The organism is Pseudomonas sp. UBA3153 (genome assembly GCF_002364635.1).
Taxonomy (GTDB): Bacteria; Pseudomonadota; Gammaproteobacteria; order Pseudomonadales; family Pseudomonadaceae; genus Pseudomonas_O; species Pseudomonas_O kuykendallii.
Window position 1 is genome coordinate 98,931 of the sequence record NZ_DEYR01000045.1, and the last position, 17,753, is coordinate 116,683.

General features: G+C 65.9%; 14 protein-coding genes and 5 tRNA genes. 5 read left to right on the forward strand and 14 right to left on the reverse strand.

The genetic code is table 11. The features are described 5' to 3' along the window. Position 1 precedes the first annotated feature (1 nt). The 7 genes from B2X67_RS11520 to B2X67_RS11550 form a co-directional block, all read right to left on the reverse strand. Positions 2-448, reverse strand: coding sequence for an acyl-CoA thioesterase (locus tag B2X67_RS11520; RefSeq protein ID WP_286785568.1), 447 nt, complete (start codon positions 446-448; stop codon positions 2-4). A gap of 136 nt (positions 449-584) precedes the next feature. Next, positions 585-660, reverse strand: a tRNA-Glu gene (locus B2X67_RS11525). 49 nt (positions 661-709) lie between these two features. Further along, a tRNA-Ala gene (locus B2X67_RS11530) sits at positions 710-785 on the reverse strand. A 50-nt stretch (positions 786-835) separates the two neighbouring features. Continuing rightward, a tRNA-Glu gene (locus tag B2X67_RS11535) sits at positions 836-911 on the reverse strand. Between the two features lie 49 nt (positions 912-960). Next, positions 961-1,036, reverse strand: a tRNA-Ala gene (locus B2X67_RS11540). A gap of 139 nt (positions 1,037-1,175) precedes the next feature. Next, positions 1,176-2,657: a glutamate--tRNA ligase gene (gltX, locus tag B2X67_RS11545; protein ID WP_286785569.1), complete on the reverse strand. Its 1,482-nt coding sequence runs from the start codon at positions 2,655-2,657 to the stop codon at positions 1,176-1,178. Between the two features lie 37 nt (positions 2,658-2,694). Beyond that, the gene (locus B2X67_RS11550) at positions 2,695-3,615 is read right to left on the reverse strand and encodes a LysR family transcriptional regulator (protein ID WP_273234504.1); all 921 of its coding nucleotides are present in this window, start codon (positions 3,613-3,615) and stop codon (positions 2,695-2,697) included. A 110-nt stretch (positions 3,616-3,725) separates the two neighbouring features. On the opposite strand from B2X67_RS11550, the gene B2X67_RS11555 reads away from it, so the two are divergent. Both B2X67_RS11555 and B2X67_RS11560 read left to right on the forward strand, forming a co-directional pair. After that, the gene (locus B2X67_RS11555) at positions 3,726-4,763 is read left to right on the forward strand and encodes an HlyD family secretion protein (protein ID WP_286785570.1); all 1,038 of its coding nucleotides are present in this window, start codon (positions 3,726-3,728) and stop codon (positions 4,761-4,763) included. A 61-nt stretch (positions 4,764-4,824) separates the two neighbouring features. Further along, complete coding sequence (locus tag B2X67_RS11560) at positions 4,825-6,315, forward strand: MDR family MFS transporter (protein WP_273234539.1); 1,491 nt, start codon at positions 4,825-4,827, stop codon at positions 6,313-6,315. A 130-nt stretch (positions 6,316-6,445) separates the two neighbouring features. On the opposite strand, the gene uvrB is transcribed toward B2X67_RS11560, so the two are convergent. Further along, positions 6,446-8,461 (reverse strand): excinuclease ABC subunit UvrB, encoded by a 2,016-nt coding sequence (gene uvrB, locus B2X67_RS11565; RefSeq protein ID WP_273231489.1) that lies wholly within the window; start codon positions 8,459-8,461, stop codon positions 6,446-6,448. Positions 8,462-8,665: 204 nt separating this feature from the next. Here uvrB and B2X67_RS11570 point away from each other — a divergent pair, with 204 nt between their 5' ends. Both B2X67_RS11570 and B2X67_RS11575 read left to right on the forward strand, forming a co-directional pair. Next, positions 8,666-9,862 (forward strand): amino acid aminotransferase, encoded by a 1,197-nt coding sequence (locus B2X67_RS11570; RefSeq protein ID WP_286785571.1) that lies wholly within the window; start codon positions 8,666-8,668, stop codon positions 9,860-9,862. A gap of 112 nt (positions 9,863-9,974) precedes the next feature. Continuing rightward, a tRNA-Asn gene (locus tag B2X67_RS11575) sits at positions 9,975-10,050 on the forward strand. Positions 10,051-10,266: 216 nt separating this feature from the next. Here B2X67_RS11575 and B2X67_RS11580 read toward each other — a convergent pair. The 4 genes from B2X67_RS11580 to B2X67_RS11595 form a co-directional block, all read right to left on the reverse strand. Further along, positions 10,267-10,848 (reverse strand): DJ-1/PfpI family protein, encoded by a 582-nt coding sequence (locus B2X67_RS11580; RefSeq protein WP_286785572.1) that lies wholly within the window; start codon positions 10,846-10,848, stop codon positions 10,267-10,269. Positions 10,849-10,934: 86 nt separating this feature from the next. After that, positions 10,935-12,095, reverse strand: a complete 1,161-nt coding sequence (locus B2X67_RS11585; protein WP_286785598.1) for a phospholipase D-like domain-containing protein — start codon at positions 12,093-12,095, stop codon at positions 10,935-10,937. Between the two features lie 123 nt (positions 12,096-12,218). Continuing rightward, a complete protein-coding gene (locus B2X67_RS11590) occupies positions 12,219-12,794 on the reverse strand; it encodes a YceI family protein (protein WP_273231484.1) in 576 nt (191 codons plus the stop codon). A 252-nt stretch (positions 12,795-13,046) separates the two neighbouring features. Further along, positions 13,047-13,835, reverse strand: a complete 789-nt coding sequence (locus B2X67_RS11595) for an MBL fold metallo-hydrolase (RefSeq protein WP_090227485.1) — start codon at positions 13,833-13,835, stop codon at positions 13,047-13,049. Positions 13,836-14,153: 318 nt separating this feature from the next. Here B2X67_RS11595 and B2X67_RS11600 point away from each other — a divergent pair, with 318 nt between their 5' ends. After that, positions 14,154-14,453 (forward strand): hypothetical protein, encoded by a 300-nt coding sequence (locus tag B2X67_RS11600; RefSeq protein WP_273231483.1) that lies wholly within the window; start codon positions 14,154-14,156, stop codon positions 14,451-14,453. Positions 14,454-14,466: 13 nt separating this feature from the next. Here B2X67_RS11600 and B2X67_RS11605 read toward each other — a convergent pair whose 3' ends face one another. Continuing rightward, positions 14,467-15,447, reverse strand: coding sequence for a Csu type fimbrial protein (locus B2X67_RS11605; RefSeq protein WP_273231481.1), 981 nt, complete (start codon positions 15,445-15,447; stop codon positions 14,467-14,469). Next, positions 15,444-17,669 (reverse strand): fimbria/pilus outer membrane usher protein, encoded by a 2,226-nt coding sequence (locus B2X67_RS11610; protein ID WP_286785573.1) that lies wholly within the window; start codon positions 17,667-17,669, stop codon positions 15,444-15,446. Before B2X67_RS11610 ends, B2X67_RS11605 begins: the two co-directional genes overlap by 4 nt. Positions 17,670-17,753: the final 84 nt, after the last annotated feature.

The following is a 17,753-nucleotide window of genomic DNA, read 5'->3' on the forward strand; positions in this document are numbered from 1 at the left end:
ATCAGCCTCTGGCGGCGACCGGAAGCAGCGCGCGCCCGTAACCCTCGACGAACTCTGCAGGCATTCGCTTGGGGCGGCCGGTGGACAGTTCGATGCAGACGAAGGTGGTCTGCGCGCGCAGCAGTACGCTGGCATCGCTGCCCCGTATCAACTGGAAGTGCCGGTTCATGCGCAGGCGCTGATCGGATTCGACGATCCAGGTCGCCATGCGCAGCTCGTCGCCCTCGTAGGCGGCGGCCAGGTAATCGATCTCGTGCCGCACCACGGCCATCGCCCGGTCGAGCCGACGGTATTCGGCCAGGTCAAGTCCGAGGCTCTGCGAATGGCGCCAGGCGCAGCGCTCCAGCCAGCTGACGTAAACCGCATTGTTGGCGTGGCCGAGGCCGTCGATGTCTTCGGCGGCGACCTGCAAATCGATCAGGAAAGGCTCGGGGAAATCCCAGTTCACGGTTCGACTCCCGGTTGGCAAAGACAGCGAGTCTAGCGGTTGCGATGCGTCGAACGAAAATCCGGCGACAGAAAAACAAAAGGGCCACCCAATGAGGGGTGACCCTTAACATCCCGTAAGACACGGGTAAAAAAAATGGCGTCCCCTAGGGGACTCGAACCCCTGTTACCGCCGTGAAAGGGCGGTGTCCTAGGCCACTAGACGAAGGGGACGAAACCTTCGAAAAACAAGGCCAGCACCTGGCTGGCCTTGTCCGTGAATTGGTGGAGCTAGACGGGATCGAACCGTCGACCTCTTGCATGCCATGCAAGCGCTCTCCCAGCTGAGCTATAGCCCCGGATTTATCGTCTCTCGACTCGCGGCGCCAAAACGTCGCTGCTGGAATAATGGCGTCCCCTAGGGGACTCGAACCCCTGTTACCGCCGTGAAAGGGCGGTGTCCTAGGCCACTAGACGAAGGGGACGCAAACCCTTCTACAACATCAGCCAGCTCGTGAACTGACCGTGGCAAATTGGTGGAGCTAGACGGGATCGAACCGTCGACCTCTTGCATGCCATGCAAGCGCTCTCCCAGCTGAGCTATAGCCCCGTCTCGAGGACGGGGCGCATAGTAGGTGGGGACCTTGGGGCTGTCAACAGTATTTTTGCCGGCTTTGAAAATTTTCCGCCACAAGAACAATTACTTAAAAGCGAAGGTGGCAGAAAGGCGACTGCGACATCCACGCCCGTCAGGCGATCGCCGCGAGCAGCTTCTCCCATTCCTTGGTCTCTTTCTTCGACACCCCGCCCAGCAGCTCCAGCGCCTGGCGCAAGCGGAAGCGGGTCAGGTCCGGGCCGAGGATCTCCATGGCATCGAGCACCGACACCGAACTGGCCTGGCCGGTGATCGCCGGGAACATCAGCGGCATCAGATCGCGCAGCTTGAGCTGCAGCGACTCGGCCACCGCCTGGATGCAGCCGGTGATGCGCTCCTTCTCCCACTGACGCAGCGCTTCGAGCTTCCACAGCACCAGCTGCATGACCTGGCGCACCTGGTCGGCGGACAGCTTCTTGTGCTCGAACAGGCTCGCGTCCAGGTTCAGCCCGCCGGAGAAGAAGAACCCGGCCAGCGGCGCGATCTGGCTCAGGGTTTCCACCCGGCCCTGAACGTGCGGAGCGATCTTCATCAGGTAGTCGGGATTCAGCGCCCACTTCTGCACTTCGGCGGCGAAACGCTCCACCGGCAGTTCGCGCAGCCACTGGCCGTTGAGCCAGGAGAGCTTCTCCAGATCGAAGATCGGCCCACCGAGCGATACGCGGTTGACGTCGAAATGCTCGATCATCTCCGCGAGGGAGAATTTCTCGCGCTCGTCGGGCATCGACCAGCCCATGCGCCCGAGGTAGTTGAGCATCGCCTCGGGAAGGAAGCCCATGCGCTCGTAGAAGGTGACCGAGGTCGGGTTCTTGCGCTTGGACAGCTTGCTCTTGTCCGGATTGCGCAGCAGCGGCATGTAGCACAGCGCCGGCTGCTCCCAGCCGAAGTATTCGTACAGCTTGATCAGCTTGGGCGCCGACGGCAGCCACTCTTCGCCACGCAGCACGTGGGTGATGTTCATCAGGTGGTCGTCGACGACGTTGGCGAGGAAGTAAGTCGGCAGGCCATCGGTCTTCATCAGCACCTGCATGTCCATGCGGTCCCATGGAATCTCGACGTTGCCGCGCAGCATGTCCGGCACCACGCAGATGCCTTCGCTGGGCACCTTCATGCGGATCACGTGGGGCTCGCCGGCGGCCAGGCGACGCTGCACTTCCTCCTCGGAGAGCAGCAGGCCGCGACCGTCGTAACGCGGCGTCTCACCGCGCGCGATCTGCTCGGCGCGCATCTGGTCGAGTTCTTCCGGGGTGCAGAAGCAGTAGAAGGCATGGCCCTTCTCGACCAGCTCCAGCGCGTACTTGCGGTAGATCTCGCCGCGCTCGCTCTGCCGGTAGGGGCCGTGCGGGCCGCCGACGTCCGGACCCTCGTCCCACTCGATGCCGAGCCAGCGCAGGGCGTCGTAGATCTGCTGTTCGGATTCGCGGGTCGAGCGGACCTGGTCGGTGTCCTCGATGCGCAGGATGAACTGGCCGCCGTGCTGGCGCGCGAAGCACAGGTTGAACAGGGCGATGTAAGCGGTGCCGACGTGCGGATCGCCAGTGGGCGACGGCGCGATGCGGGTACGGACGGTGGTCATGGCGTCTCTCGAAACGGGGGGCGGAACGGAGGGTCGATCAAAGCCGCGATGTTAACAGGCGGGCGGCGGATGGCTCCAGCAAGCGACCGTTCTCGACCGGCAGGTGGGTCATCAGGAAATCGAGGAAGGCCTTGACCTTCATCGCCTGGAAGCGCCGCGACGGATACAGTGCGTAAAGCTCGCCCATCGGCAGGCGTGCATCCGGCAGCAGCTCGATGAGTTGCCCGGAGCGGACCTCCTCCTCGCACATCATCATCGGCAGCGCCGCGATGCCGGCACCGGCCAGGGCCGCCTCGCGACCGAAGCTGATGTTGTTCGAGGAAAGCACCCGATGGCAGGGAATGTTCTGCCCGAGTATCGGCCAGTAGCGCGGGGAGTCGTGCGGCATCAGGATCGCCCGGTGGGCAGCGAGGTCCGCCTCGTTCCGTGGCGTACCGTTGAGTTCGAGATAGAGCGGGCTGGCACACAGGCGCCGGGGGTTCTCGCAGAGCATCCGCGCGACCAGGCTGGAATCCTGCGGCTGGCCGATGTGGATGACGATGTCGACGCCCTCCTCCACCGGATCGACCTGGCGCGAGGTGAGCTCGACCTCGGCGATGATCTGCGGGTTGTCGCGCATGAAGGCGCCGAGCAGGCGCCCGAGGAACAGCTGGCCGAACTCGATCGGCGCGGTGATCCTCAGCAGGCCGGACGGGTCTTTCTGCAACTGGGTGACCGCCTGCTCGGCCTCGGCGAAGTCCAGCATGATCTGCCGGCAGCGCTCGTAGTAGGCCTGCCCGACTTCGGTCAGCCTCAGCTTGCGGGTGGTGCGGTTGAGCAGGCGCACGCCGAGGCGTTCCTCGAGCAGCGCGATGCGCCGGCTGACGGTGGATTTCTGCATGCCCAGGCTCTGCGCGGCCTGGGTGAAGCTGTGGTATTCGACGACCCGGGTAAAAATCAGCGCATCATCAAGACCCATTATTGTTCCCTATACGCAACAAATTTCGGAAGTGTAGCGGCTATATGCCATTCGGGAACACTGGTAGATTCTTCTGCCCAAATTCCAAGAATCGCCTCGAGCCCCGCCCCATGCCCGCGCAACTCAAACGCCGCCTGTTCCTTTTTCTGCTCCTCGTCGCCCTCGTGGTCGGCGCCTTCTTAGCCCACTGGTGGCTGGTCGGCCGTTTCCACGAACACACCGACAACGCCTACGTTCAAGGCGAGATCACCCGTATTTCCAGCCAGGTGAGCGCGCGGGTAGTGGAAGTGCTGGTCGACGACAACCAGCAGGTGAACAAGGGCGATCTGCTGATTCGCCTGGAGCCGGACGACTTCCAGCTCGCCCTGGAGCGCGCCCGCGCCACGCTCGCCACGCGCGAGGCCGAACGTGCGCAAGCGCAGAGCCGGCTGACCCAGCAGGCCAGCCTGATCGCCGCCAGCGAGGCGGACGTCGCCGCCAGCCAGGCGACGCTCGGGCGGACGCAGGTCGACCTGTCGCGCGCGCAGGCCCTGCGCAAACCCGGCTACGTCTCCGAGGAGCGCGTCACCACGCTGTCCGCCGACAGCCGCGTGGCACGCTCGCAGATGGCCAAGGCGCAGGCGGACCTCGCCGGGCAACGCCAGCAGGTGGAAGCCCTGAACGCCGACCTCAAGCGCCTCGACGCACAGATCGCCAGCGCCCGCGCCGATCTCGCCCAGGCCGAACTGAACCTCAGGCGCACCGAAATCCACGCCCCGGTCTCCGGGCTGGTCGGCCAGCGCAGCGCCCGCGCCGGGCAATACACCCAGGTCGGCAGTCACCTGCTGGCGCTGGTGCCGGACGAGGCGATCTGGGTTCAGGCCAATTTCAAGGAAACCCAGATCGGCAAGATGGCGCCGGGACAGAAGGCCGAACTGACCTTCGACAGCTTTCCCGACGCCCCCATCGAAGGCCGCCTGCAGAGCCTGTTCGCCGCCTCCGGCGCGCAGTTCAGCCTGCTGCCGCCGGACAACGCCACCGGCAACTTCACCAAGGTGGTGCAGCGCATCCCGGTGAAGATCGCCATTCCCGCCGACAACCCGCTCAAGGGGCGCATCCGTCCGGGCATGTCGGTGGACGTCGACGTCAGCCTCCAGGCCGCCGAATAGCGTGGCCGGCGATCAACTGATCCGGCCGACCGGCGAGCCCAGCCGGCGCGACTGGATCGCCGTGATGAGCGCCATGCTCGGCGCCTTCATGGCGGTGCTCGACATCCAGATCACCAACTCCTCGCTCAAGGACATCCAGGGCGCGCTGTCCGCCACGCTGGAGGAAGGCTCGTGGATTTCCACCTCCTACCTGGTGGCGGAAATCATCATGATTCCGCTCACCGCCTGGCTGGTGCAGCTGCTCTCGGCGCGCCGGCTGGCGGTGTGGGTGTCGCTGGGTTTCCTCGCCTCGTCGCTGCTCTGCTCGATGGCCTGGAACCTGGAGAGCATGATCGTCTTCCGCGCGCTGCAGGGCTTCACCGGCGGCGCGCTGATTCCTCTGGCGTTCACCCTCACGCTGATCAAGCTGCCCGAACACCACCGGGCCAAGGGCATGGCGCTGTTCGCCATCACCGCCACCTTCGCGCCCTCTATCGGCCCGACGCTGGGCGGCTGGCTGACCGAGAACTGGGGTTGGGAATACATCTTCTACATCAACGTGCCGCCCGGCTTGCTGATGATCGCCGGGTTGCTCTACGGGCTGGAGAAGAAGGCGCCGCACTGGGAGCTGCTGAAGACCAGCGACTACGCGGGCATCGTCACCCTGGCCATCGGCCTCGGCTGCCTGCAGGTGTTCCTCGAGGAAGGCCACCGCAAGGACTGGCTGGAGTCCTCGCTGATCGTCGGCCTGGGCTCCACCGCGCTGGTCAGCCTGATCCTGTTCGTCATCCTGCAGGTGTCCCGCCCGCATCCGCTGATCAACCTCGGCATCCTGCGCGAGCGCAACTTCGGCCTGACCAGCATCGCCAGCCTCGGCATGGGCCTGGGGCTCTACGGCTCGATCTACCTGCTGCCGCTGTACCTGGCACAGATCCAGAACTACAACGCGCTGCAGATCGGCGAAGTGATCATGTGGATGGGGTTGCCGCAGCTGGTGCTGATTCCCTTCGTGCCCAAGCTGATGAAGGTGATCCCGCCGAAGCTGCTGTGCGCCGCCGGTTTCGCCCTGTTCGGTTTCTCCAGCTTCGCCTCGGGCGCCCTCAACCCGGACTTCGCCGGCGACCAGTTCCACCCGATCCAGATCATTCGCGCCCTCGGCCAGCCGATGATCATGGTGACCATCTCGCTGATCGCCACCGCCTACATCCAGCCGCAGGACGCCGGCTCGGCCTCCAGCCTGTTCAACATCCTGCGCAACCTCGGCGGTGCGATCGGCATCGCCCTGCTCGCCACGCTGCTGGACAGCCGCACCAAGGTCTACTTCGACTACCTGCGTGAGGCCGTGGTGCCGAGCAACCCGCAGGTCGCCGAACGCCTGAACCTGCTGACCGGGCAACTCGGCAACGAAACCGCGGCGCTGGGCAAGCTTAACGAGATCGTCCACCAGCAGGCGGCGATCATGGCCTACAACGACGCCTTCCACTGCGTGGGCATCGCGCTGGGCATCAGCATGATCGCGGTTCTGCTGACCCGCGCCCTGCCCAAGGGAATCCAGGGCGGCGGCGGGCATTGAGCCTCACCAACGCGGGTTACACCCGCCCTACCCTTGCACCGATTTCCAAACCAGGCCGTAGGGTGGGCTTCAGCCCACCGAATACGGGTGCAGGCGCTGGGCTGAAGCCCAACCTACACGCTGCTGCGGATCAGACCTGCAGCAGGCGCTCGCGCAGCTTATGGATCTCGTCGCGCATCTGCGCGGCGGCTTCGAATTCGAGATCGCGGGCGAGCTGCATCATCTTTTCTTCCAGCGTGCGGATGCGCTTGTTGATCTCGCTCGGTGAGCGCAGCTCGTTCTCGTAGCGCGCGCTTTCCTCCGCGGCCTTGGCTTCGCCGCGACGCTTCTTGCTGCGCGATCCCGGCACCGTGGCGCCCTCTAGGATGTCCTGAACGTCCTTGGTCACCCCGCGCGGGACGATGCCGTTGGCTTCGTTGAAGGCAATCTGCTTGTTGCGTCGACGCTCGGTCTCGTCGATGGCGCGCTGCATCGAGCCGGTGACGTTGTCGGCGTAGAGAATCGCCCGGCCGTTGAGGTTGCGCGCGGCGCGGCCGATGGTCTGGATCAGCGAGCGCTCGGAACGCAGGAAGCCTTCCTTGTCGGCGTCGAGGATCGCCACCAGCGACACCTCGGGCATGTCCAGACCCTCGCGCAGCAGGTTGATCCCCACCAGCACGTCGAAGGTGCCGATGCGCAGGTCGCGGATGATCTCCACGCGCTCCACGGTGTCGATGTCCGAGTGCAGGTAGCGCACCCGCACGCCGTGGTCGGCGAGGTAGTCGGTGAGGTCTTCGGCCATCCGCTTGGTCAGGGTGGTGACCAGCACGCGCTCGCCGATGGCGACGTTCCTGGTGATCTCCGAAAGCAGGTCGTCGACCTGGGTGGTCGCCTTGCGGATCTCGATCTGCGGGTCGACCAGCCCGGTCGGCCGCACCACCTGCTCGATCACGCGCCCGGCATGCTCCGCCTCGTAAGGCCCGGGCGTGGCGGACACGAAGATGGTCTGCGGGCTGATCGCCTCCCACTCGTCGAAGCGCAGCGGCCGGTTGTCCAGCGCCGACGGCAGGCGGAAGCCGTATTCGACCAGGGTTTCCTTGCGCGAGCGGTCGCCTTTGTACATGGCGCCGACCTGCGGCACGCTGACGTGGGACTCGTCGATCACCAGCAGCGCGTCGGCCGGCAGGTAGTCGAAAAGGGTCGGCGGCGCCTCGCCGGGACCGCGCCCGGAGAGGTAGCGCGAGTAGTTTTCAATGCCGTTGCAGTAGCCCAGCTCGAGGATCATCTCCAAGTCGAAGCGCGTGCGCTGTTCCAGCCGTTGCGCCTCCACCAGCTTGTGGTTCTCGCGCAGGTAATCCAGGCGCTGCTTGAGCTCGGCCTTGATGTTCTCCACCGCGCCCAGCAGCGTGTCACGCGGCGTGGCGTAGTGGGTCTTGGGGAAGAAGGTGAAGCGCGCCAGCTTGCGGATCACCTCGCCGGTCAGCGGATCGAAGGCCGACAGGCTCTCCACCTCGTCGTCGAACAGCTCGATGCGCACCGCCTCGAGGTCCGATTCCGCCGGGAACACGTCGATCACGTCGCCGCGCACGCGGAAGGTGGCGCGGGCGAAGTCCATCTCGTTGCGCGTGTACTGCAGCTCGGTGAGCCGGCGCAGCAGCTCGCGCTGGTCGAGTTTGTCGCCGCGGTCGACGTGCAGGACCATCTTCAGGTAGGTCTCGGGACTGCCCAGGCCGTAGATGCACGACACCGTGGTGACGATGATCGCGTCGGAACGCTGGATCAGCGCCTTGGTCGCCGACAGGCGCATCTGCTCGATGTGGTCGTTGATCGAAGAATCCTTCTCGATGTAGGTGTCCGACGACGGGACGTAGGCCTCGGGCTGGTAGTAGTCGTAGTAGGAAACGAAGTATTCCACCGCGTTGTTCGGGAAGAACGCCTTGAACTCGCCATACAGCTGCGCGGCCAGGGTCTTGTTCGGCGCCAGCACCATGGTCGGTCGCTTCACCTGGGCGATCACGTTGGCGATGCTGAACGTCTTGCCGGAGCCGGTCACTCCGAGCAGGGTCTGGTGCGACAGACCGGCCTCGATGCCTTCGACCATCTGTCGGATTGCCTCGGGCTGGTCGCCAGCGGGCTGAAAGCGGGTAACCAGTTGGAACTCGGACATGTGGACCTCGAAGCGGGTGGAAGCGAAACGCGCGAAGGTGACGACGATCACCCCGTAGCGGGAAATTTCCCCGATAACGGCCGTCGATGATATCGCGGGTAGCGGACTCGGCCGCTATAATACCGCCCCGTTTGCGCCTTCCTCAGCGCCTGACGGCAAGGGGGCGCACCGACTATCGCCCTCTTCCCTTCGAGCTCCCCGACCATGAGTTTGTTCTCCGCTGTAGAAATGGCACCGCGCGACCCGATCCTCGGCCTGAACGAGGCGTTCAACGCGGACACCCGAAGCACCAAGGTCAACCTCGGTGTCGGCGTCTACACCAACGAAGAGGGACGAATTCCGCTGCTGCGCGCCGTCGCCGAAGCGGAGAAGGCCCGCATCGCCGCCCACGCGCCGCGTGGCTACCTGCCGATCGACGGCATCGCCGCCTACGACAAGGCCGTGCAGAAGATGCTCTTCGGCGCCGACTCCGCCCTGTTCGCCGAAGGCCGCGTGGTCACCGCCCAGGCCCTCGGCGGCACCGGCGCGCTGAAGGTCGGCGCCGACTTCATCAAGCGCCTGCTGCCCGACGCCGTGGTGGCGATCAGCGACCCGAGCTGGGAAAACCACCGCGCGCTGTTCGAATCCGCCGGTTTCCCGGTGCAGAACTACCGCTACTACGATGCCGCCAGCCATGGCGTCGACCGCGCCGGCCTGCTCGCCGACCTGAAGGCCCTGCCGGCGCGTTCGGTCGTCGTGCTGCACGCCTGCTGCCACAACCCGACCGGCGTCGACCTGCAGCTGGAAGACTGGAAAGCCGTGCTCGAGGTGCTGCGCGAGCGCGAGCACGTGCCCTTCCTCGACATCGCCTACCAGGGCTTCGGCGACGGCATCGACCAGGACGCCGAAGCCGTGCGCCTGTTCGCCGAGTCCGGCCTGGCGTTCTTCGTCTCCAGCTCCTTCTCGAAATCCTTCTCGCTGTACGGCGAGCGCGTCGGCGCGCTGTCCATCGTCACCGGCACGAAGGACGAAGCCGCACGCGTGCTCTCGCAGCTCAAGCGGGTGATCCGTACCAACTACTCCAACCCGCCGACCCACGGCGCCAGCGTCGTCGCCGCCGTGCTCGACAGCCCCGAGCTGCGCGCCCTGTGGGAAGAGGAACTGGGCGAGATGCGCGAGCGTATCCGCGGCATGCGCGTGGCACTCGTCGATCAGCTGGGTGCCCTGGGCGCCACGCGCGACTTCAGCTTCGTCGCCCGCCAGCGCGGCATGTTCTCCTACTCCGGGTTGACCAGCGAGCAGGTCGAGCGCCTGCGCAGCGAGTTCGGCATCTACGCCGTCGGCACCGGGCGCATCTGCGTCGCCGCCCTCAACCACGGCAACCTCGGCGCCGTGACCCAGGCCATCGCCAAGGTCCTCTGAAGCGTCGCCGGCAGCTCGCGCACGCGCGCCGGCTGCCGGCCGACTCAATCATCGCCCGGCGCTTTGCAGTAGTTGACTTCTTCTTCGTAATCAGTAGGATGCGCGTCGTTGTTCCGCGATAGCTCAGTCGGTAGAGCAAATGACTGTTAATCATTGGGTCCCTGGTTCGAGTCCAGGTCGCGGAGCCAAATTCAAAAGCCTCGGTTAATACCGGGGCTTTTTTGTGCTCGTGGGAAATCTACTGAAGCGTGCTTTGCTCCCCTCTCCCATTCATGGGAGAGGGGCCGGGGGTGAGGGCCGAGGGAACACACGAAGCCCAAGCGACCACACGCTGCCCATCCGACCGGCCAAACGAAAAAAGCCCCGGGCACCACGCCCAGGGCTTTTCCTTTACCGCTACCCCTTCACAGCGTGATCCGCGTCCCCAGCACCTCGAGAAACTTCGCCAGCCACGCCGGGTGGGCGGGCCAGGCCGGGGCGCTGACCAGGTTGCCCTGTATGTGGGCCTGGTCCACCGGGATGTCGATGTACTCGCCACCCGCCAGGCGCACTTCAGGCGCGCAGGCCGGATAGGCGCTGCAGGCGCGGCCCTCGAGCACGCCGGCGGCGGCGAGCAGCTGGGCGCCGTGGCAAACGGCGGCGATCGGCTTCTTCGCGGCGTCGAAGGCGCGCACCAGCTCCAGCACCTTGGCGTTCAGGCGCAGGTATTCAGGCGCACGGCCACCGGGGATCACCAGCGCGTCGTAATCCTCGGCGCGCACCGCGGCGAAGTCAGCGTTCAGCGCGAACAGGTGACCGGGCTTCTCGCTGTAGGTCTGGTCGCCCTCGAAATCGTGGATCGCGGTGCGCACGGTCTGCCCCGCCTTCTTGTCCGGGCAGACCGCGTGGACGCTGTGGCCGACCATGGTCAGCGCCTGGAACGGCACCATGGTCTCGTAATCTTCGACGTAATCGCCGACCAGCATGAGGATCTTCTTGGCAGCCATGAGCACTCTCCTGAGGGTTGAACAGCAGCGCTACCAGCCTAGTTGGCGAACGGCTGATCCGCGCGGTTTGGATCATCGAAGCGGGTTCAGCGGCGCCGGTCGAGAAGATTCACCACCAGCCGGTCGATCCAGCCCCAGAGCCGCTGGTAGAGCCGCTTGAGCAGTGGTCGCGCCCGCCAGTCCTCGAGGGTGATCTCGCGGCTATCGGCGAAATCGGCGATGAAGCACTCCTCGGCCTCGCGGGTCAGCGTGCGGTCGAAGGTCTCCACATTGGCTTCGAGGTTCCAGCGCAGGTTCCAGTGATCGAAATTGCATGAACCGACGCTGACCCAGCCGTCCACCAGCACCAGTTTCATGTGCAGGAAACGCGGCTGGTACTCGAAGATGCGCACCCCCGCGCGCAGCAGCCGCGCGTAGTAGCGCTGGCCGGCGAAGCGGATCGGCGGATGGTCGGTGTTGCGACTGGTCAGCAGCAGGCGCACATCGACGCCACGACGCGCGGCTTTCATCAGCAGGCGACGGACTTTCCAGGTCGGCAGGAAGTACGGGGTCGCCAGCCAGATGCGTTCCCTGGACTGGTTGAGGCTGCGGATCAGCGCGCGGAGGATGTCCCGATGCTGGCGCGCCGCGGCGTAGGCCACGCGGCCCATCCCATCGCCGAGGCTCGGGCTGGGCGGAATGCGCGCGGGCTGCAGCGGGTCGCTCGGCCACCAGAAGCGGCGCTCGCCGCAGCGCGCCCACTGGTAGGCGAACAACGCCCGCCAGTCCTGCATCAGCGGGCCTTCGATCTCCACCATCACCTCATGCCAGGGCAGTTCCGCGATGTCCGGGTTCCAGAACTCGTCGGTGGCGCCGGTGCCGCCGACGAACGCCAGGTGCTCGTCCACCAGCAGCAGCTTGCGGTGATCGCGAAACAGGTTGCGCACGCCGCGCTGCCAGCGCAGCGGGTTGTAAAGGCGCAGCTCGATGCCGGCCGCCTCGATCTGCGCACGGGCCGCATTGCCCAGTTTCAGACTGCCGAAGCCGTCGAACAGACAGCGCACCCGGACACCGCGCGCCGCCGCACCGACCAAGGCCTCGATCAGCCGCTGCACGCACACGCCGTCCTCGACCAGATACAGCTCGAGGTCGACACGGGTTTGCGCCGCGGCGATGACCTCCAGCATGCGCGGGAAAAAGACCGGCCCGTCGACCAGCAGGGCGAAACGGTTGCCGCCGCGCCAGGGGAATACCACGCCGTCCTGCATCACGCTGGATGCGCTGCCGCGACGGGACTGGCCGGGTTGGAACGGGAAAACGACGGGCGCATGCAAATTCCTGTTTCGGTGCGCGGGACAACGGTTACAGGCGGCGGCCGGAGGTGCGCCGCATCAGGGGTGCCACTGGAAGGTGAGCACCGCGAACACCGGTACTTCCGGGGTGATATCGGGGACCGCGGAAATCTCCTTGAGACGCTGCAGCCCCTCGACCAGATCGAAGTCTACGGCTTTGAGCAGGACCGGCTCCAGCGTGCTGACCTGGATGTTGTGCTCGCCGATGCGGCTGACCAGAACCTCAGCCTTCAGCCGGCGTTCCTGGCCATGCAGGCTGAGCTTGAATTCGATGGTGTCGATCTTCGAGGCGCCGACCGCGAGGGCTTCCCAGGTCGAAAGATCGACCTGGCTGCTGACCTGCGCGTCACTGAACTGGGCAATCTGGAACAGGTCATTGCGCATGCGTTCGTCACGCAGCGCCAGACCACTGTCGAGGCCGCTGAACGGCACCATGATGCGCACACCGCCCTGCGCATCGACCACGCCGGTGAGACCGGTGAAACGCTGCACCTCGGCGCTGTGGCCGCGCTTCACCGAGACGAAGCTGATCCGCGAGTAGTCGGTCTGCAGTTGCCAGTCGGCCATCGCCAACGGGCTGAGGAAGAACGCGAGCAAGAGCGTCAGACAGCGCATGGAACCTCCGCGAGGCGGCCGCCACACCGCCTGCCCAGGTGACGCGACCATCGTGATTCGTTGATCTCGGCCGCCATGGGCTGACGCCGGAAAACGGCGCCGACAGACGACGGAACGCCCGGCGCGGGCGCAGCGGCCTGCCGCCGAACGCAGGTATAGGCAGGGCAATGCGCCGCGGAGTTCCCCGCTGCCTTTGCATGGCAACGGGAAATCGCGAGGATCAACGGAGGGGAATGACGCGAGGTGCGGCGCCTACTTCGGAATGCGGTAGTCGTTCGGACCCATGAGGTCGATGCCGCATTCGAGCTTCTCGATCCAGTCGAGGAACGCGCCGACCATCGCCTTGCCGACGAAGGGCTGGCCGTGCTGCGGAACGATCATTTCCAGGTCCGGAATGCCGCGCACCATCTGCGCCCAGAGCTTGCAGGCCTTGTTGCTGGCCATGTAGCGGCGATGGAAACCTTCCATGTGCGGCACGTGGGCGGCGAAGTCCCGCACCGGGCTGGCGTCGTCGACCATCGAGGCGCCCATGTCGCCGGAGAAGAGGATCTTGCTCACCGGATCGTAGATCTGGAAGTTGCCCACCGAGTGCAGGAAATGCGCCGGCACCGCCTTCAGCAGGCTGCGCCCCAGCGGGATCGCCTGGCCGGCGTCGGGCAGCGCGATGATCCGGTCGTAGGTGGAAATGCCGTGGCTGATGGCCAGGTAGTTGGCCGTCAGGTGCGGCAGGAAGCGCGCCCAGAGCTTGGAGCAGATCACCTTGGCGCGGGTGTGCAGCAGCCACTTGTCCAGCGAGGCGATGATGTCCGGGTCCTGGTGCGAGGCGAAGATGTAGGTGAGTTCCTGCAGATCGATGCGCTTGGAGAGTTCCAGCGACAGCGGCGTGTAGGTCAGATCGCCGCCCGGATCGAGCAGCAGGTACTGTTCGTGATCGGTGATCAGGAACTGGTTGGACTGGACGCCGTCTCCCGTGACGAGATCGTCGAACATCATGCATTGGTGGGTGCCGTTGTCGAACAGCACGATGGGTTCGCGTCGCATGGAAACCTCGTCGTAGAGTGCGCCGCGACCTTAACCGGCGTGACGCTTTGCCCCACTGACTTGTGTCAAGCCGCGTGCCACGGGGCTTTCGACGCCGGGGCTCAGCCGACGAAAACGCCTCGCGTCGAGCCGGGCGCGTGCGACAAGCTCTGAATCACCGTTCGTAAGCCCGAGGTAATCTTGCGCGCAAAATTGATAGCAGGTAGCCATCACGCGCTGTAGTCTGCGCCCATGCGCTGGGGCATTACGCCCGCTCGGAACCACGCGTCCCACGGAAGGGGAGTCGCACCACTACCCCTGAGTCGGATGAAGTTACCGATGACACGTCGCAACCTGGGCCTCCTGCTGGCATTCGCCAGCTTCAGCACCGTCGCATCGGCAAGCGGCATGGTGGCGGGCGCGCTGAACATCGGCATCACCCTGCAAGCCGGCTGCGAGGTCGGCACCCAGGCGACGAAGGACGGTTACCGGGTGGAGAACCGCGACTGCGCGGGCGCCAGCGGCTTTCGCGTGCTGCAACAGGCGGGCAGCAATCGCAGCGCCTTCGATCTGCAGCCCAGATCCACCCTCACCCTCTCGGCCGACAAGGCGCCGACCATCGTCACCCTCTACTGGTAGCCCCGCCACGACGTCAGTAACTGACCGTCAACACCACGTTATCGATGTAGGTTCCCACCGGCACGTTGGCCTGGGTCGGGTCGATGATCGCCTTGAACTCGAAGCTCTGGCTGCTGCCCGTCCCCACCGCGGGAAAGGGCGCCGCGGTATTCACCACGGTGACGCCGTCCGGCCGGTAGATGTTGTAGCGCAGGCGGTTCGCGCCGCTGGCCAGTTGTCGCCACGGCGCCTGGTAGTTCTGGCCGTTACCGAAGCCGAGGGTGAAGCCTTCGGTGTTGGTGCAGCGGACCACCACGGTCTGGGTGCGCTGGGCGAACTGCGACACCAGCGCCTGGGCGCCGAAGTCCACCGCCGCCAGCGTGCTGAGCTGGCAGGCCTTGGTGACGATCAGCTTGACGCTGATCTGGGCCAGGGCGCCGGTTCCCCAGTTGGTCGGCGTGCAGTTGAGCACGCAGGCCGTGCCGGTCGGCTGGACCACTCCGGGACTGGTGTCCCAGGTGCACAGGTTGAGCACGCCGGAGGGGCAGATCGCCCAGTACCAGCGCACCGAGACGGTTCCGGTGTAGGTGCCGGCCGGCACGTTGGCGCCGAGCTGGGTACGTGCGTAGAGCGGCACGCTGATGCCCGAGCCGCCGATGGCCAGCAGGTTGGCGGCGCCGAAGGTGGTGGTCTGCCCGCTCAGCATGGGCTGGGTGTAGCCGCTGTCGGAATACAGGGTGAATGGCACGCTGCCGCCCTGGTCGCCGGTCAGCACCAGCGTGTTGCTGAGCAGGGTGACGCGCAGGTAGGCACCGGTCAGCAACTGCAGCGATCCGCTGCAGGTCAGCCCGCCCGCCCCCGCCGCCTGCGAAGTGGTTGTCGGCAGGCTCAGCGAACTGGTGGTTCCCAGGTTGATGTCCGAGGTCGTGGTGTTGCAGGCCATGGCCTGCTGCAGCGTCAGGCCGATCAGCAGAAGCAGCGGCAGCCAGCGGCACGGTGGGGAAACTCTGTTCATGGCGCTCCGGTGGTTCGATGACAGGTCAGGGGGCCGATCTGCGCCATTTCGGCGATCTGCGGGTCGATGTCGAAGCGGGCGCGGCACTGGCCAGCATCGGGAGTCCGTACCTCCAGCTCGTTGTGCGCGGCGAGGTTCTCGAAGTAGGCCACGCCGTCCCAGCCCACCTGGCTTCTCCCGGTGCCGCCGACCAGCGTGGCCAGCGCGCCCTGGGGCAGGAATGCGCCGCTCTCGTCGACCAGCACGACGCTGGCGGAAAACTGCTGGCGCAGCGAGAAGGCGAGCAACGCGCCGCTGCCCTCGCCCACCGCGATGAATTGCTGGGTTTCGCCGGCGACCACGTTGCTCGGCAGGTTGAGCAGATCCACCTCGTACTGGCCGCGGTAGTACGCCGGCACCCAGGGCACCAGCAGATGGCCGTTGCGATCGGTCTCGCCGATCAACTGGTGCTCGAAGGTCACCGGCACGCCCGGATAGCCATCGGTGCTGACCAGTACGAAGGCGTCGTCGACCCGGTTGGTGGCGAACAGGCCACCGTCCATCGCCACCAGCGAGCCGCTGGCATCGCCCCAGTGGGTCACCTCGCCGGCATCGCTGTAGGCGCCGCCCTGCAACTGCACGCTCCGGTTGCGCCAGGTGAAGTCGGCCTGGGCGTATTCGCTGTCGCCGCTGCCATAGCCGAGGTTCATCCCCACGCCGCCCTCGCTGGGTGCGTTGCGGCTGTAGTTGACCCGCTGCGTGTAACGCCCGTTGCGGCTGCGGTCGGTGCTGGCACTCAGGGTCGACAGCATGTCGAAGGGCACCACCACCTGCGCCTGGGCGGCGTAGCCGTCCTCGTCCAGCACGCGATTGAGCGACACGTAGAAGCTGATGTTCTTCCACAGGGTGCGCGACCAGGACAGGTTGATCAGCCGGGTGCTGTTGCCGTCCTGCGCCAGGTTGGCGAAGTAGCCGAGGCCGACCGAGCCGAGCCCCGGCGGGCTGAAGGTCAGGGTCACCTGGTCGCTGCGCTTGAGCAGGAAGTTGTCCAGCGCCTCGACCACGCTGAGGTCGGCGAAGCCGCGGGTGCGCTCGACGCGCTGCGCCGAGACGCCGAACAGGCGCGAGAAGTAGCTGTAGCCGAGGCTGTACTGCTGGCCGCTGTCGCTGTAGCGGCTCTGGCTGACCGAGGAAGTGACGCTGCCGAAGGTGCCGACCGAGAAGGTGCTGCCGATGCCGGTCAGCTGGAAGCCGCTGGCGGCTTCGGCGTGGCTTTCCAGGGTGATCCGGTCGTTGAGGCCGTAGCGGAAGGTGCCACTGCCGGCATAGCGCCCGTAGGAGAAGTTCTCCAGCCCGTAGTTCTGCCGCAGCCGGCCGAGGGACAACGAGTAGTCGGTCAGGCCCTTCTGCAGCAGGGTGTTGGTGACGTAGAACGGCACCGTGGTCGCCACCTGGCGACCCAGCGCGTCGGTGGTCACCACGGTGGCCTGGCCGGCGCCGCTGATCACCGGCGCGCTGTTGAAGGTGAACGGCCCCGGCTTGAGGGTCTCGCTGCTGACCCGGGTGTTGTCGATGAACAGGTCGACGGTGCTCGGCACCGAAGCGTCGCCGGAGAAGCGCGGCATCGGATAGGTGATCAGGTCCGGACGCAGGGTGAAGTTGCGCGACAGCTGCACGCCACCCAGGCGCACCGCGCTGTTCCAGGTCAGCGCGCCGCTCACCACGTCGCCCGCGGCATAGCTGAGCAGGCGCTGCTGATCGTTGAAGCGCCAGTAGCTGTCGTAGCGGTAGTAGCCATCGAGATCGCGAACCCCGCCGAGGCTGCGCCGATAGACGCCACTGTTGGAGAACACGCCCTTTTCGCCGAACACGCGCTGCTCGGTGAAGGCGCTGGCCAGCGCATTGCCGCCGTCGGTGTTGCTGTAATAGACGTCGTAGTTGAACAGCGCGCCCAGCGAGGTGACGGCCTCGATCCGCTCGCCACCGTTGCTCACGCCGATCTGCTGGCGCGGCAGCCATTCGACCGGCACGTTCAGCCTGAGCTGCTGCATTTCCTGCTCGTAGGTGCTGCGCACGCCGGCGAGGCTGTCCAGCGCGACGGGGTCGGGGCCCTCGGCGTCGAGCTTGAGGCCGGCGGCGATCAGGTCACGCCGCGCCACGAGGTAGCGCTCCCCGACTGCCTGAACGTCGATGATCTGCCCGGTCGGCAGCTCGTTGAGCACCAACTCCAGGAACAGCTGCATCGGCTCCTCGTCGGCCGACACGGCCGTGCCGGCGATGCACAGGCACAGCAGCAACGATCGACGACACGCCCGCAACGCACTCCA

Excerpts from the sequence above, each read along its gene's own strand:
- gltX (WP_286785569.1), bottom strand. The coding sequence starts at position 2,657 with ATGACCACCGTCCGTACCCGCATCGCGCCGTCGCCCACTGGCGATCCG.
- B2X67_RS11550 (WP_273234504.1), bottom strand. The coding sequence starts at position 3,615 with ATGGGTCTTGATGATGCGCTGATTTTTACCCGGGTCGTCGAATACCAC.
- B2X67_RS11555 (WP_286785570.1), top strand. The coding sequence starts at position 3,726 with ATGCCCGCGCAACTCAAACGCCGCCTGTTCCTTTTTCTGCTCCTCGTC.
- uvrB (WP_273231489.1), bottom strand. The coding sequence starts at position 8,461 with ATGTCCGAGTTCCAACTGGTTACCCGCTTTCAGCCCGCTGGCGACCAG.
- B2X67_RS11570 (WP_286785571.1), top strand. The coding sequence starts at position 8,666 with ATGAGTTTGTTCTCCGCTGTAGAAATGGCACCGCGCGACCCGATCCTC.
- B2X67_RS11580 (WP_286785572.1), bottom strand. The coding sequence starts at position 10,848 with ATGGCTGCCAAGAAGATCCTCATGCTGGTCGGCGATTACGTCGAAGAT.
- B2X67_RS11585 (WP_286785598.1), bottom strand. The coding sequence starts at position 12,095 with ATGCAGGACGGCGTGGTATTCCCCTGGCGCGGCGGCAACCGTTTCGCC.
- B2X67_RS11590 (WP_273231484.1), bottom strand. The coding sequence starts at position 12,794 with ATGCGCTGTCTGACGCTCTTGCTCGCGTTCTTCCTCAGCCCGTTGGCG.
- B2X67_RS11595 (WP_090227485.1), bottom strand. The coding sequence starts at position 13,835 with ATGCGACGCGAACCCATCGTGCTGTTCGACAACGGCACCCACCAATGC.
- B2X67_RS11600 (WP_273231483.1), top strand. The coding sequence starts at position 14,154 with ATGACACGTCGCAACCTGGGCCTCCTGCTGGCATTCGCCAGCTTCAGC.
- B2X67_RS11605 (WP_273231481.1), bottom strand. The coding sequence starts at position 15,447 with ATGAACAGAGTTTCCCCACCGTGCCGCTGGCTGCCGCTGCTTCTGCTG.
- B2X67_RS11610 (WP_286785573.1), bottom strand. The coding sequence starts at position 17,669 with ATGCAGCTGTTCCTGGAGTTGGTGCTCAACGAGCTGCCGACCGGGCAG.